The 15,818-nt window shown below is 49.6% G+C and carries 12 protein-coding genes; 4 read left to right on the forward strand and 8 right to left on the reverse strand.

Annotation, left to right across the window (positions count from 1 at the left end):
• Positions 1–5 precede the first annotated feature (5 nt).
• From ACXAGR_RS20530 to ACXAGR_RS20540, 3 genes are read left to right on the forward strand one after another with little or no spacing between them, the layout of a single operon-like run.
• Entirely contained in the window at positions 6–839 is an 834-nt protein-coding gene (locus ACXAGR_RS20530) for a thymidylate synthase (protein WP_474845174.1), read from the forward strand.
• Positions 840–848: 9 nt separating this feature from the next.
• A complete protein-coding gene (locus ACXAGR_RS20535; protein WP_474852270.1) occupies positions 849–1,871 on the forward strand; it encodes a response regulator in 1,023 nt (340 codons plus the stop codon).
• Positions 1,868–2,854 carry a sensor domain-containing diguanylate cyclase gene (locus ACXAGR_RS20540; RefSeq protein ID WP_474845170.1) on the forward strand — a complete coding sequence of 329 codons (987 nt, stop codon included), beginning with the start codon at positions 1,868–1,870 and terminating at the stop codon, positions 2,852–2,854. The genes ACXAGR_RS20535 and ACXAGR_RS20540 overlap by 4 nt, the downstream gene beginning before the upstream one ends.
• Here ACXAGR_RS20540 and ACXAGR_RS20545 read toward each other — a convergent pair.
• From ACXAGR_RS20545 to rapA, 6 genes are all read right to left on the reverse strand, one after another.
• Positions 2,851–5,037: a response regulator gene (locus ACXAGR_RS20545; RefSeq protein WP_474845168.1), complete on the reverse strand. Its 2,187-nt coding sequence runs from the start codon at positions 5,035–5,037 to the stop codon at positions 2,851–2,853. The two genes, ACXAGR_RS20540 and ACXAGR_RS20545, sit on opposite strands and share 4 nt — an antisense overlap.
• A 67-nt stretch (positions 5,038–5,104) precedes the next feature.
• A complete protein-coding gene (locus ACXAGR_RS20550) occupies positions 5,105–6,445 on the reverse strand; it encodes an AmpG family muropeptide MFS transporter (RefSeq protein WP_474852271.1) in 1,341 nt (446 codons plus the stop codon).
• Between the two features lie 88 nt (positions 6,446–6,533).
• Positions 6,534–6,854: a hypothetical protein gene (locus ACXAGR_RS20555; RefSeq protein ID WP_474845164.1), complete on the reverse strand. Its 321-nt coding sequence runs from the start codon at positions 6,852–6,854 to the stop codon at positions 6,534–6,536.
• A gap of 136 nt (positions 6,855–6,990) precedes the next feature.
• Positions 6,991–7,872, reverse strand: coding sequence for a DUF3530 family protein (locus tag ACXAGR_RS20560; protein WP_474845162.1), 882 nt, complete (start codon positions 7,870–7,872; stop codon positions 6,991–6,993).
• Positions 7,873–7,928: 56 nt separating this feature from the next.
• Positions 7,929–8,654 (reverse strand): pseudouridine synthase, encoded by a 726-nt coding sequence (locus ACXAGR_RS20565; RefSeq protein WP_474852521.1) that lies wholly within the window; start codon positions 8,652–8,654, stop codon positions 7,929–7,931.
• A gap of 2 nt (positions 8,655–8,656) precedes the next feature.
• Positions 8,657–11,482: an RNA polymerase-associated protein RapA gene (gene rapA, locus ACXAGR_RS20570; protein WP_474852273.1), complete on the reverse strand. Its 2,826-nt coding sequence runs from the start codon at positions 11,480–11,482 to the stop codon at positions 8,657–8,659.
• 324 nt (positions 11,483–11,806) lie between these two features.
• Between rapA and ACXAGR_RS20575 the strand changes: the two genes are divergently transcribed.
• On the forward strand, positions 11,807–13,204 hold the full coding sequence (locus tag ACXAGR_RS20575; protein WP_119500020.1) for a PhoH family protein: 1,398 nt from the start codon (positions 11,807–11,809) through the stop codon (positions 13,202–13,204).
• A 40-nt stretch (positions 13,205–13,244) separates the two neighbouring features.
• On the opposite strand, the gene ACXAGR_RS20580 is transcribed toward ACXAGR_RS20575, so the two are convergent.
• Positions 13,245–14,198: a hypothetical protein gene (locus ACXAGR_RS20580; protein WP_474845156.1), complete on the reverse strand. Its 954-nt coding sequence runs from the start codon at positions 14,196–14,198 to the stop codon at positions 13,245–13,247.
• 107 nt (positions 14,199–14,305) lie between these two features.
• Positions 14,306–15,691 (reverse strand): siroheme synthase CysG, encoded by a 1,386-nt coding sequence (gene cysG, locus ACXAGR_RS20585; protein WP_474852276.1) that lies wholly within the window; start codon positions 15,689–15,691, stop codon positions 14,306–14,308.
• Positions 15,692–15,818: the final 127 nt, after the last annotated feature.

Below are 15,818 nucleotides of genomic sequence, written 5' to 3' on the forward strand. Positions count from 1 at the left end.
CAAGTATGAAAGAATACCTCAAACTGATGCGTCATGTGAAAGAGCATGGCGTGAAAAAAGAAGATCGTACGGGTACCGGCACGTTAAGCGTATTTGGCTATCAGATGCGTTTCGACCTTGCGAAAGGGTTTCCGCTGGTCACAACCAAAAAGTGTCATTTGAAGTCTATCATTCATGAGTTGTTATGGTTTCTTAAAGGTGAAACCAACATTCGGTATCTCAAAGAAAACGGTGTTTCAATCTGGGATGAATGGGCCACTGATGAAGGCGAGCTGGGACCGGTTTATGGTCATCAGTGGCGCAGCTGGGATGCCGGAGACGGCACCACAATCGATCAGATTAAAGACGTAGTTGAGCAAATCAAAAGTAATCCCGATTCCCGCCGGTTGATTGTCAGTGCATGGAATCCTGCCGTATTACCTGATACATCTGTTTCGCCCAAAGAAAATGCAGCCAACGGCAGGCAGGCTTTGCCGCCGTGTCATACCATGTTTCAGTTTTATGTGCTGAACGGTAAATTATCCTGTCAGTTATATCAGCGCAGCGGTGATGTGTTCCTGGGTGTGCCCTTCAATATTGCCAGCTATGCGTTACTGACTCTCATGGTGGCGCAGGTATGCGAACTGGAACCCGGTGAATTTATTCATACTCTGGGTGATGCTCATCTGTACTCCAACCATCTGGAACAAACTGAGATCCAGTTAGCCAGAGAGCCGTTTCCGTCGCCGCAGATGAATATAAACCCGGCGGTGAAAGACTTGTTCGGTTTTACGTTTGATGATTTTGAACTGGTAAATTACCAGGCCCATCCGCACATTAAAGCGCCTGTTGCTATTTAAGGGACAGAAATGACCACTCCGGTACTGATTTGCGATGACTCAGGCTTCGCACGCAAACAAATGGCCCGTTCCATCCCTGATGGCTGGGATGTGAGTATTTCGTTTGCCGGTAACGGTCAGGAAGCCCTTGAGGCAATCCGTGCAGGTAAAGCCGATGTGATGTTCCTCGATTTAAACATGCCGGTGATGGATGGCTATGAAACCATGAAAGCCATCCGCGAACAGGATTTACCCTGTCTGGTGATTGTCGTGTCCGGTGACGTACAGCCGGAAGCGCGGGAACGCATGGTAGCTTTGGGCGCGCTGGATTTTATCCGCAAGCCGATGGACAACCAGAAACTCACCGCGTTATTGCGTCAGTATGGTATTTACAGTGGTGACAGCAGTGCGCAGAACCGTACGTTGCAACTGGCCGGCACGCAAAAAAATACCGCAGATGAGCAACTGGATGCCTACCGCGAACTGGTCAATGTTGCCATGGGACAGGCCGGTGAGAGCCTTGCCCGGTTGCTCGGTGAATTTATCGATTTGCCTATTCCCAATGTTAACGTCATTGAAGCCACAGAACTGCATATGGCGCTGGCTGAAGCACACCAGAATCAGCGGGTTTCAGCCGTTTCCAAAGGTTTTACCAGCGCGGGCATTAAGGGTGAAGCACTGGTGATTTTCAGTGACACCAAAATGGAAAATATTATCCGGCTGCTGAATTACAACGACCAGGTCGCCACAGAAGATCAGCAACTCGAAGCGTTAATGGACGTATCCAATATTCTTACCGGTGCCTGTCTTAACGCATTATCAGCCCAACTGAATGTAACTTTCAGTCACAGCCATCCTATATTACTGGGACAGCACAGCGGATTTGAGACCATGTTGAACAATAATGCGAGTCGCTGGGGGAAAGTCATGGCGATTGAAATTGCCTATGCCATCAAAAGCCGGGATATCCGTTTTGATCTGTTGTTACTGTTTCCGGAGCAATCGATGGCTAAGATATATTCTCGCCTGGTCGATGAGGAATATGTAGCATGATTTCTGATGAACTGATTAGTATGCACTGGCAACAGGATCTTCTGAGCTCTGTTGAGGTAGGCATAGTAGTAATGGACAAAGATTTCACCATCGAAGTGTGGAATCAGTTCATGGAGAACCATGCCGGTCTGCGGCCGGGCCAGGTTAGCGGTAAAAAGCTTTTTTCTTTGTTTGATGAGATAGATGAACAGTGGCTGAGAAGTAAGGCGGACCCGGTTTTCAATCTGAAGACCCCTGTTTTTATCATCTGGGAGCAGCGTCCGTATCTGTTCCGCTTTAGCACTAACCGGCCTATTACATCTGATGCCCTTTACATGTTCCAGAATGTGACCATGTTTCCCCTTTCTTCACCGGATGGTACGGTAAACAAGCTGTGTATGCTGGTGTATGACGTAACCGATCAGGCATTGAGTAAGCTTCGGGTAGAGCGTCTTAATGACGAATTACAGCATATGAGCAGAGTGGACGGGTTGACCGGCTTATTCAACCGTCGCTACTGGCAGGAGCGGTTTGACAGTCTGTTTAAGTTGTCTCAGCGCCGTGAAACTGTATCGACTGCCTGTATGCTGGATATTGACCACTTCAAAAAGATCAATGATACCTACGGGCATCAGGCCGGTGATCTGGTGATAAAAACGTTGGCCAGAGTTATCCAAAAAAGCATCCGTGAAACCGATCTGGCCGGTCGTTACGGCGGAGAGGAGTTTGCGGTGATCCTGGTGGATTCAACGGCAACAAACGCGCTTAAGGTTGCTGAGCGCATCCGCCGGCTGGCGGAAGCCATGGTGATTGATCATGAAGGACATCAAATCCGCTTCACAGTCAGTATCGGCCTCAGTGAATTCCGCAAACCGGTCAATTCTTCTATGGCATGGCTGGAAGAAGCCGACCAGGCGTTATATATATCTAAGAATAGTGGCCGTAACCGGGTATCTGTATGGCACCACGAAAACGAAAAGCAAATAGGGCAGCTGCAGGGTTAAGACACCGCCAGCAGCAGCTTCATGGTATTTTTCAGTTCCTGATATGCTACCGGTTTCACCAGATGGTAACGCATACCTACTTCCATTGAGCGTTGTTTATCGCTTTCATAAGCACTGGCCGTAACGGCCACCAGATGGGATTTGCAGCCACGTTCTTTGAGTATTGTTGCTACTTCAAAGCCGCTCATATCCGGCAAATTGAGATCCAGTAAAATAATACTGAACTCTTCCTCGCCGGCTCTCGACAGTGCGCTCTCACCGTCCTCTGCAAGGGTAACGTCATAGCCAAGGTTTTCCACCATATCCCTCAGGATCTCAGCATTAATAGGCTCGTCCTCGACGATAAGCACATTGACTTTGTCTGACTGACTGAAAGATTTGCCTTTATTGAGACTCAGATGATGAATGGAGTCGATAAAACGGTTCCTGTCGATGGGTTTAACAAACACCTGCCAGGCCGGAATGTTGGAGTTGGCAATGATATTGGCAATTTGCGGCGCAGCCGAAACCATAATGACCGGTGGCATCCGCTCACCCAGCATAGCTTGCAGATAATTGGCTAATTCAGCGCCATTAATGCCTGGCATGTAATAGTCGGTGATGATGCCGTCATAGGTTTTCAGTTTATCCTGATTGGCCAGTAGATCTGCGCCCGAGAGATAGGTGTCAACGTGATAGCCTTCACTCTCAATCATGTGAGATAAGTGAATGCGGGTGATTTCCTGATCATCAACAACAGCAAATTTTGAGGACGATACAGGCTTTTTCGCCTCGCGGGTATCTCCTTTGGCTGCGTTGAGCGGTACATTCAACGTAAACTCCGACCCGTTATGAAGTGCGCTGGTAACCGTGATAGTGCCGCCCGCCTGTTCCACCAAAGTGCGGGATGCATATAATCCGACGCCTGCTCCGCTGTATAATCTTGAATTGCCGTGAGCCTTGTAGAAGCGCTGAAATATATTATGCAGGTCGCTTTCGGGGATACCGATGCCGGTATCAACCACACGAATCGTCAACAACAGCTTTCCGTCACTGACAGACATGCGGTTGTATACTGATACTGAGCCTTCAGGAGTGAATTTAACCGCATTATCCAGAATATTTTTGAGTGCTTTAATCAGACTGGATGAGTTTCCGTTCACATAGTGGGGCAGAGTACTCTCGTTCTTTACCTGATAATGCAGGTTTTTTTGCTGGCAATTGTAAGCAAACTGGCTGAGCGCATCGTCCAGTAACCGGATGAGGTCAAAATCTTCGTTTACAAACACCTCATCAATTTGTTTCGACTGCATGCTATCCACCAGGTTGCTTGTCAGCATAAGCAGGCGATAGCAGCTTTGTTCTGCTTTCTGAATCAACTGACCCTGTTTGGATTGCATGTTTGGTATGAGCTCCAACGCCCCGATAATGGCTGAAATCGGCGAACGGAATTCATGACTCATACTGGCCAGAAACTCTTCCTTCGTAGTTACCACTTTAGCCGTTTGTTCACGTTCGAATTCCACATCCCGCTTCGCTTCCTGAACCAGATTAAATTGCTCCAGCACCAGATTTTTTAAGGGTCTGAAGAGCAACAGCACAGTGAGCAAAGATAAGCCCAGAGTGATGAACCAGATTCCCAGCAACATCCACTGGTTAAATCTCAGCTCACCAGTGAGTTGCTGTTCAAAAAGCAGTACTGCATGGTCGAGGTCTTCCAATAGCTCGGTGGCTTCAGAGAGGCTTACCGGAGACGCAGAGGTCAGAGCAGAATCCGGCATACTTGCAAGTTCCAGAGCCCTGTCAGCATATTCAAGGGCGTGGGAGTCAAGATCACTTTCTTTCGAAAAATAAAGTTTTTCCAGGGCACCGGATAAGGGGGTGAACAAGCCGTTCAGAGATTGTCTGGCAACCAGTACTTCATGGCTTCTGGCAAACTCCCGTGTCCGGTCAACGAGCTCCGACTTCAGTGATACTCTGCGGGCGCGGTCATCTTCAGACACAAGCAGGTTCTGCAGAAATGCAATGCGCTGAGACAACATGCGCTGCTTTCCTGCAATATTAATTATCTGAGGTTGTATTTGGGTCGAAACGAGATACTGCTGAGTCCATGCAAAGTACACTGTGAGTAACAGTGCAATGGCACTTAGTGCAACAAGATAAGTTCGCCTGATTTTCCCTTTTAAATCTTCAATGGTCAGCATGAACGAAGGTACGTGTTGATGTTTATAAAGCGTAGTTGTTAATTTTCAAATTACCAGAAACCCGGCATTATTGTGCCTGCTGTTCTGCTTTCATAATGTGGGGTTTTATCGCCCGCAAAAACAATAAACTGGGTATTACCATCAAGGCGGTAATGATGAAAAAGGTCGACCAGTCGCCGTCCAGCTTATCCACTATGTAACCACTGCCTGATGCCAGCAGGTTTTTCCCTGCCACACTTAACGACGCCATTAATGCGTACTGGGAGGCTGAAAAGGTGCGGTTACACATCAGCGAGATGAACGCGACCATGGCAACGGTACTCCAGGCGGCTGTGAAACCGTCGACGATAATCGTCAGAGCAAATAAGGTTTTATCCGGCCCCACCCAGGCCATCAGTGAAAACATCAGATTGCTGGCTGCCATGGCAATAGCGGCAATAAACAACCCGCGATAAATGCCGTAGCGGATGGTTACCATACCGCCTATGACGGAAAACAATATGGTCACCCACCAGTTCAGTAGTTTGGAATAACCGCCAATTTCACTTTTACTGAATCCCAGCTCAATATAGAACTGAAGACTCATGCGTCCCAGAAAGGCTTCACCGATTTTAAACAGGAAGATGAAGAGTAATAGTGATAATGCCAGCCTTGTTCCGTTACGGGTAAAAAATTCGCGGAATGGTTCTGCCAGAGTAACAAAAAACCACGCGCCGGCTTTTTGCACAAAGCCTGCACTTTGCGGATCAGCGCCCAGGGCTTTCTGGTAATATTCTGTTGCAGCTTTGAGCTGTGCTGCACGGTCTGTAACCGGCTCCTGTGCAAACAGGGTGAATATCATAATGGAGCCCATTACGCCGGCCATCAACAAATAGATGTCATTCCAGGCCCAGCCTGTCCAGTCGGCAATGAAGAAAGGCAGTGCACCCAGACCGCCGTAACCGGTCCACCAACCGGCGGTAGCCATAGATGATCCTGCAGCCAGTTTCTCTCTTTCATCATCGTTAATAATATCGATCCGGTAGGCATCAATCGCGATATCCTGAGTAGCGGAACACAGAGCGATACTGAGACCAAAAAGGGCAACGTAGAATAATGAGTGAGTGGCGTTCAGCATACTCATCATTACACAGCAGGCTACGATGATTCCCTGCATCAGAAAAATCCAGCCTTTGCGCTGACCTAGCCAGGGCAGACGGATACGATCCAGAAGGGGGGACCAGAGAAAATTTATCGCATAAACCGCAAAAATACTGCCGAATAAGCTGATATCTGTACGGGATAAACCTTCATCTTTTAACCAGGCTGTCATAACAGAACTGATCATGACCCAGGGAAATCCGCTGGCAATACCGAACACAAAAATACTGAAAAGTCGCCGGTCAGCAAAGGACTGGATAAAACGCATAAGAAAACTTACCGGTCAGTAACCAAAAGAGTATTTGATCATGTAACGGGAGGAAACACAACCGCCGTTAGCAATTGTGAAAGGTCGTTCAGGGACGGATGCCTACGCAGTCGAGAGGACAGGCACCTTTGCCTTCCAGAAAAGCGGTGCAGGTGGTCAGTTCTTCCACCAGAAAGGGGTCGTACTTGAGTTTTTCTTCAGACCAGAAGTGAAGTTGATGCAGTACATGCCAGAATACACGTTCTCTTTGAGTGTATGGTTGATCGAGGTCGTAATGAACCAGGCTCCATTCTTCCATAGTGTCCCAGAAGAATATTTCTACCTCAGAATGTGGGATTTCGTCTTGCCAAAAACCGCGAAGATAAAAGCATAGCTGCGCGGCCTTGGTATCAACAAATGACAAAAGCATAGTCGGCGCTGCCTGATACCCAAATGATTAGTTAGTATAGTCGTTAACAGGGTATTTTGTGTGATTTGTAAACAAAAGTAAACAGGCTTTTGATTTCCTTGTAAAAAATCACCATTGACCTCCGCTTTGAAGCGCTTTACCAGCCGAGGTAATTTACCCAGCCATAAATTTCTTTGCTGAGGCTGTTACTGAACGCCGAGTTTCCGAACGTGCTGGCGAGATTTACTGATGCACCTAATTGCTTCTGCCGGTAGTGAAGTTTTAGCGCTTTCGTGGCGTCTGTCCGGCGGATAGCAGGGGCTCCGGCAGTCCAGGGAGTCGAACCCGGCAACTGTAAATCAAGTACCGGAAATAATGTACTGGCAAGTTGCTCTGATATATTTTGCTGAAGGCCACTTTGGGGCCAGTAGGGGCTTATCACCACCAGCCCATCGGGCGGGGGCACATTATCGGTAACGGCCAGGGAGAGAAATTGCGCTGCGCCCATTCCCTGACTGATCACCAGTCTGAACCCGGGTACATCATCCACACTGCGAAAGACTGCACCGGCTATCAACGCCATCATCGTCTGACTGGTACTGGCATCGGCTACCGGTGAACCCGCCCAGGCACGGGGATGCATCAGTGCACTCAGCGTATCACTGTCGCTTTGCAACTCATCACTTCCGGTGCCGTCCGCAGGGGGAGCTGTTTCTGCGACAGGGGTTGTTGCCAACGGATTTAAACTTACCGGAGACGGAACGATGCGGGTGTGCCAGCCCCACTGATTAAGTCTGGCAGCCAGTTGCTGCGCATTTTGTAAGGTCAGGCCCTGGTAGCCCGTATCCATAAAAATAATCGCCACACCGCGACTGAGGGTAGTGGTGGGCTGCGCGGAGAAAACCGGAATGTCTTCTTCACCGGCGAGTACGGTTTCGTACTCAGACGGCAAATACTGCTGACGAATATCGTCTGCAAGTATGCCGGCCCGTGTACTGCCGGTCAGCAATAAAAGAAAACACACTATAGAGCGGAACACTGCGACTCCGGTTAACAAATCTGGCTAAACAGGTTATCGGCAGTGCGAAGCAAAACTTAATCCGGGTTGATGTCGTCTGAACCCGGAAGTGGCAGCGTGTCAGGTTGATAGTCCATGAATGGCACATCGCTGGTAAACCGTTTCCATTCTCCCGAAGAAGGATGTTGCAGGATCAGCGTTTCGGCATGGAGCTGAAGGCGGGGAGCCTTCGCTCTGGCTTCATCATGAGCATATAACCTGTCACCCAGAATGGGATGACCTAGTGACAGCATGTGCACCCGTAATTGATGAGAGCGGCCGGTGACCGGCAACAGCTCAACCCAAGTTTCCCCGTCAAGACGTTTGATAACACGGTAATGTGTTAGTGAGGGCTTACCATTCTCAAAGTCTACTTTCTGTTTGGGGCGGTTTGGCCAGTCCACAATCAGTGGCAGGGTTATACTTCCCTCATCATCCGCCACAGTGCCATCAACCCTGGCGTAGTAACGCTTTTTCGTCAGCCTGTCCTGAAACTGCTTCGAGAGCCGGCGGTGAGCCTCTTTATTAAGTGCCATTACCATAATGCCGGAGGTTGCCATATCCAGCCGGTGAACCACGGTGGCAGAAGGCAGCACTTTTTGCACGCGGCTGATAAGTGCATCTTTGTGTGCGGGCTGGATACCCGTCACACTTAGCAGGCCACTTTGTTTATTTGCCACCACAATGTCATTGTCGTAATACACCAGCGACAAAAAAGGTGACATGGGCGGATCGTAAATAAACGGCTTTTTACCGGCGGGCATACTCACGGATTATTCACCACGATACGCAGGCCTTCCAGTTGAACTGTTGCAGACTGCAGCGCGGCGGTTAAGCCCGTCAGCTGGGTCTCAATAAATTCGATTTCACTGTCCCGTATTGACGGATTCTGTGCTTGTAAATCCCGTAAGCGGCGGGCTTCTGCGCTAAGGGTTGCCTGCATGGTTTCAATGGCATCATGCTGAATTTGGTTCGCTTGTTGCTGAGCCGCTGCGGTGGCTTTTTCAATGTGCAGTGTCAGCGGTTGTTGCAATGCCTGAATCAGTTGCTGAACAATTTTTCTGCCGGCTTTACGGGGAGCGTCAAAGACCAGGTCTACCGGTTTTCCGTGGCCATCGGTACAAATGCGCAGCGGTGTTGCCGGCAGGAAGCGGCCCGGTTGCAACTTGCGATCTGCGTTTGCCTGAAGTACAAACAGTGACTCCAGCCAGAATGCCCCTTTCGGCAAACCTTTATCAGCGATAAACCCGACACTGGCTTTACCCAGTACATCCGTTAATACCATATCGATGGCATTGTGGACCAGCGGGTGGTCCCAGCTTAAAAAGTGCACATGCTCAAGCGTGGTGGCAATGCGGCGGCGATAGGTGACTGTCATACCTTCAGGATCCAGCCCCGGAAGGTGGTTAACCATCGATTCTGATGGTGTCAGAATGAAGCAGTCGTTACCTTTCTCTTCCTGATTAACGCCAAGGGCATCAAACAGGCGGCCCATGAAGCGGGACAGCTCAACAGATGCATCCTGCTCAACAATTTCTTCGAGCAGCCCGTCTACCTTACCTTCCCCTGACGCATTCAATTCCAGCAGACGATCGCGGCCGGCATCCAGTCTGGCTTTCAGTGTGTCATTCAGGGCTTTACTGGTGGTAACCAGTTCAGAAACCAGCGCTTCGTTTTCAGGGTCAAGGCAGGCTTCCACCAATTGCGCCTGCACTTCTTCGAATACACCTGAGCCTGTGGGGCAGGTATGTGAGAAAGCACCTAACCCATCACGATACCATTTCAACAGCACTTCCTGAGCAGACTGACTGATGTAAGGCACGTGGATTTGAATATCTTTTGTCTGACCAATGCGGTCCAGACGACCGATACGCTGTTCCAGTAAGTCCGGTGTAAGCGGTAAATCAAACAGCACCAGATGATGGGCAAACTGGAAGTTACGGCCTTCGCTGCCAATTTCACTACACAGTAAAATCTGCGCCCCTTCTTCCGGGTCGGAGAAATAGTGGGCCGCTTTATCCCGCTCTACAATACTCATGCCTTCATGAAATACACTCTGGCGAATACCGCTGCGGGTTCTGATCACTTCACCCAGTTGCTGTGCGGTGCGTTTGTCGGCACAAATCAGCAGAACTTTGGCAGGGCGGACTGAGGGTAAAAATTCCAGCAACCAGTCAACACGGGGGTCGTTATCGGTCCAGCTGTTAACCAGTGCGCTCTGGCGCTCCGGATATAACGCGTCGAAGAGTTCACCGCCGCAGACGGCACTGTCGTACATTTCCGGCAGAGGCAACGGATAGCTGTTCAGCATTCTTACCGGGAAGCCTTCAATACCGGCGCGACGGTTACGGAATAACAACCGGCCTGTGCCATGTGTATCAATCAGCTGGCTGAGAATGGCTTTACGTGTGGCCGGTTCATCCATATCGCTGTAGCGGCCGGTTATCTCAGGCGCGAGAGACGTGAGTTTTTCTCTTGCGTCTGCAGATAACGGCTCGTCTGTGAGTAACGGTGACACTGCCTCTGCCAGTGCACTGTACTGACTTTCTTCTTCAAGGAAGTGATTGTAATCATGGAATCTGGCAGGATCTAACAGTCGCAGTCGGGCAAAGTGACTCTCATGTCCCAGCTGATCAGGGGTAGCTGTTAACAGCAGAACGCCGGCGGTGATTTCTGCCAGAGCCTCAATGCGCTGATATTCTTCAGAGGGGGCATCCGTGGACCATGCCAGGTGATGGGCTTCGTCGACAACCAGTAAATCCCAGCCTGCATCCAGCGCTTGCTGGTGGCGTTTAGGATTGTCTTTTAAGAAACTGATACTGCACAGTACCAGCTGGTCGTTCTCAAACGGGTTCGTGCCCGACTCGTCCAGCGCATCGCAACGGCTTTCATCAAAAATGGCGAAGGCCAGATTTACCCGGCGCAGCATTTCAACCAGCCACTGATGGACCAGAGAGTCCGGTACCACAATGAGTACCCGCTGTGCCCGGCCGGTTTTTAACTGGCGATGAATAACCAGTGCGGCTTCAATGGTTTTACCCAATCCCACTTCATCGGCAAGCAATACCCTTGGTGCATGACGGTTGCCCACTTCAGAGGCAATGTGTAACTGGTGAGGGATTAATTCAATCCGCGCACCGGACAAGCCAATCGTGCCTGATTTCAGGTACGCATGCTGATGTTCCAGAGCTTTCTGGCGCAGTTCGAACCACTTAGGGGTATCGGTTTGAAAGTTAAATAAACGCTGTTCCGGCTGGTTCAGCCGGATGTGGTGGTCGAGAAAGGTTTCCGGCAGTCGCGCCGTTTCTTTGGTGTCCTCACGCAATCCGTGATAAATCAGTACACCGTTGCTTTCTTCTACCTTTTGTATTTGTAAAGTCCAGCCTTCTTCGCTGGTAATTACGTCGCCTTCAGTAAAGATTAGACGTGTGAGAGGGGCGTTGTCCTTCGTGTAAATACGGCTGTCACCGGTTGCAGGAAAAAGTATCTCAACAGAACGAAAATCGACGCTGAGCACAGCCCCTAAACCTAATTCAGACTCAGTGTTACTCAACCAGCGCTGACCGGCTGAAAACGTATTTACAGAACTCATATTACCACCCTTTATTTTAGCGGCCGGTATTGTACTGAACACCGCTGTACGAATAAAGCCGTGAAGCACCATACCGGGTAAGTTTCACAGAAGTGTAGCCGAAGGCTGGCGGACTGCTGATGAAATCCGGATCGGGTTTGCCGCCCGCGCAATCAGAAAAGAAATTGATAGCCAAGCCGGGAAAACTGGATTATGGTTAATTTGAAGGTCGACGCGACATGGAGTTGAGCGTCCGGTTCGACACAGGCATCTTCTCCTTCGCGGGACTCTTGATTGCACGTCAGTAATCAGGCGGGCGAGGTTTTACTCTTGACGGAGCGAAGGATGCCAAGAAAAAAATCCACAGAAACAAAGATCTACGTTTTAGATACGAATATTCTGCTACACGAACCCCTTGCATTTCTCTCATTCAAAGAAAATGACGTTGTCGTTCCGATGACCGTTCTTGAAGAACTCGATTACATCAAAGACAGTAAAAAAGACGTTGCCCGTGATGCCAGAGTGTCTATCCGCTCAATGGAAGACTTACTCCATGACGCCACCCCGGAAGACATGCTGGCAGGCGTATCCCTCGAAGGGCTGGGTGCAGGAGAAAATAAACCCACTGGTGCACTGTCTATTTTCGCTGATTTGAATATGGCTGAATCCCAGCAAATATTTACCAGCAACGAAAATGACAACCGTATTATTAATGTGGCGCTGCATCTGCAGAAAACCTATGCACCCCAGCAAGTTGTGCTGGTGACGAAAGATCTGAACATGCGCCTGAAAGCAAAAGGCGCAGGGCTTGCTCACGTAGAAGACTACCGTACCGACCAGCTCATCACAGACATTAAATACTTATCGAAGGGCTTCCATAAATTTGAAGGCAATTTCTGGGAAAAGGTGAAATCGGTAGAAAGTCGCTCGGAAGGCAGAGACACCATCCACACGATCCCCCGTAATGTCATGGAAGATCCCTACATCAACGAATACCTGCTGGATGATACGCAGCAGTTCGCCGGTATTGTTGAGGATATGACTTCTGACACGCTGGAGGTGCTCGATTTAGGTTATGAGCGCTTGATGAGCCGCCATGCATGGGGGATTTCGCCTAAGAATATTGGCCAGGCTATGGCACTGCACTCGCTGCTGGACCCGCATATTGACCTGGTTATTCTTACCGGGCCTGCCGGTAGCGGTAAAACGTTGCTGGCGCTGGCTGCCGCCCTTGAAATGGTGGTAGAGAAGAACATGTACGATAAAATTATCGTTACCCGTTCTACGCCGGAAATTGCCGAGTCCATCGGTTTCCTGCCGGGCACCGAGGAAGAGAAGATGGCCCCCTGGCTGGCAGCCATCACCGATTCGCTGGAAGTCTTGCATAAGCACGATGAAAACGCGAAAAGCTCGATGAACTACATCATGGAGAAAGCGAACATCCAGTTTAAGTCCGTAAACTTTATGCGGGGGCGAAGCATCCAGAACTCCATAGTCATCCTGGATGAATCGCAAAACCTGACGGCTGCCCAACTGAAAACCATTATTACCCGGTGCGGGGAGGGCACTAAGCTGATTTGTTCGGGTAACCTGGCACAGATAGACAGCAATTATCTGTCAGCGGTAACATCGGGGCTGACCTATCTGGTAGAAAGGTTCAAGAATTTCTCCGGCAGCGCCACGATTAATCTGGACGGGGTGGTACGCTCACGTCTGGCAGAGTTTGCCGAGCAGGAACTCTGAGCTGAATGATTCCTTTCAGGCCGCCTCAGCGCGGCCTTTTTTACTGAATTTCTTCCAGCGTATATTTTTTCTGTGCTACGGCAAATTCAGAGGTTGGCGCAATTTCACCCACTTCGTATAACGCCGGGCCGGTGGGTTCTATCAACACGTAGGTTTTGCCGTCGGCTTTTATGGTTCTCTCACCTTTGCGTGGTGTAAGTGCTATGCCCAGCAGGGCGTGGTCAGGTAATAACACCAGTACCATGGCGGTGTCTGGCAGAAAAGCTCTGGCAATAGAAGCGGTCAGTACGGATTTGCTGTCACAGTCACCACGGTTTTCAGCCAGCAACTGGGCGGGTGGCGCAAAACCTGAACCGTTACTTTGTGCCCGGTTATCCAATGCGTCGTAGGGAATGCTTTGCACCCAACTGAGCAGAATATTGAAATATTCTCTGGCATCCGCCTGCGCATCCACTTTCTCGTAAAATGCCTGGGAGAGCGGGATTAGTGTACCGGTCATCTCATTAATGTACCTTATATGATCCGGCTTGATGGCTTCCTGATTAAATGATGTGCGGTAGCGTGTGTAGTAGTGCTGGTGCAGGTAATCGTTGAATGCTTTTTCCTTCGCTTGTGCAAGCTGGCCCTGAATGGCTGCCAGTTTTTCCTTATTACGGGATTTCACTTTTATTGATACTTTGTCGCCCTGTTGCCTGATTTGAATATTGGCGTCTTTAGGGTTGAACTGACGGGCCACATTCAGCAACTCTACCGTTACATATCGCATGGCAAGCTCAGGACGGTAATTTTTCTGTTCCCTTGGTCCCGCTGCCAGCTTTTTGTTATCCAGCGCAAAACTGACAGACTGGGTTCTGTCCTGAGCATCAAGCCACTTGTACTGGTACGTTGTCTGGCCGCCGGCAGTATTTTTTTTAAAAGCCGTTTGTTCTGCTATGGCGCCGGTAGCGGCAAACATAAAACAAAACAACCACCACCGGAGCAGAGAGATATTCATATCAGATCGTATCCATTTGCGCCGGGGCGCAATGCGTCAAAATCCGCCGGAATAATCTGCCCGGCAATTACACAGAGTATGGAACAAAACCTGAATTTAACAAAGGGTTAAGCAGTAAACCAGTCCAGCTTCTTATGCAGTGTGACTACGCTGCCCACAATAATGAGTGTAGGGGGCTTCATTTCATCCAGTTGCGGATGAGTGGTAATGGTATCCAGAGTACCGGTAATGACTTTCTGAGACTCTCTGGTTGCTTCCTGAACCAGTGCAATGGGCGTGGAAGCAGATAAACCGTGTTCAATCAGCTTGCTGCAAATAACAGGCAGGCCGGTGAGACCCATGTAGAATACGATAGTCTGATTTTGATGGGCCAGGGCCGGCCAGTTCAAATCGATGGTGCCGTTTTTCAGATGGCCGGTAGCAAAGGTAACAGACTGGGCATGGTCGCGGTGTGTTAACGGAATACCGGCGTAAGTACTGGCACCGCTGGCTGCGGTAATGCCGGGCACGACCTGAAAATCGATACCGGCGGCTATCAGTTCTTCGATTTCTTCGCCGCCACGACCAAATATGAACGGGTCGCCCCCTTTCAGACGGACAACACGGTTACCTTTTTTCGCTTCTTCGACCATCAGTGAATTGATTTGGTCCTGAGGCAGTGTATGGTTACTTTTCGCCTTGCCCACATAGATCTTTTCGGCGTCCCGGCGCACCAGTTCAAGAATGGCAGGAGACACCAGCCGGTCGTAAACCACGACATCCGCTTTCTGCATCAGGCGCAGGGCGCGGAATGTCAGCAGATCAGGATCACCGGGGCCTGCACCTACCAGATAGACCTGACCTTCAATTTTTTGTTCGCTTTGCGCTGCTGACAGTGCTTCCAGAAATTTGGCGTTGGCTTTGTCGTCCTGGCCTTTTTCTACCAGCTCGGCTATGTCGCCATCCAGTACGTCTTCCCAGAAATACCGTCTGGCCGTTACGCCCTTCAGTGAGGACTTCACTTTCTCACGGAATTTCTCGGAAAAAGCGCCCAGACGGGAGATATTTGCCGGTATCACTGACTCCAGCTTCTGACGTAAATAACGCAGTAATACCGGAGCGACACCACCGCTGCTCATTGCAATAACAATGGGAGAACGGTCAATAATCGAGGGCGTGATGAACTGGCAAAGTGGTGTGTTATCTACCACATTAACCAGAATGCCTTTTTCACGGACAATATCATGTACATGCTGATTAATGTCGGTTTCGCTGGTGGCCACAAATACCATTTGCTGATCGGTCAGATCAGTATCCGCAAATTCACGTTCAATGAGTGTGACCCGGGGATTATCCGCGTAGGATTTTACGGTGTCGCACATCCATGGCGCGACAACAGTCACGCTGGCTTCGGATTTCAGGATTAACTCCAGTTTTCGGGCTGCCACTTCTCCGGCACCTACGATCAGGCAATGAGATTGTTGAGTGTCGATAAATAACGGGAAGTAACGCATGTGCCTGTGGATCCTGTAACGCTGATAATAACGCAGTGGTGATAGGACTATTTTGACGGGATTCCGCGGAAAGAAAAGAGTTGTTTTGTGCCTTCTTATTTCCAAATGGCATATAAAAAAGGCAAGC

This window comes from Alteromonas sp. ABH4_457 (assembly GCF_056160625.1).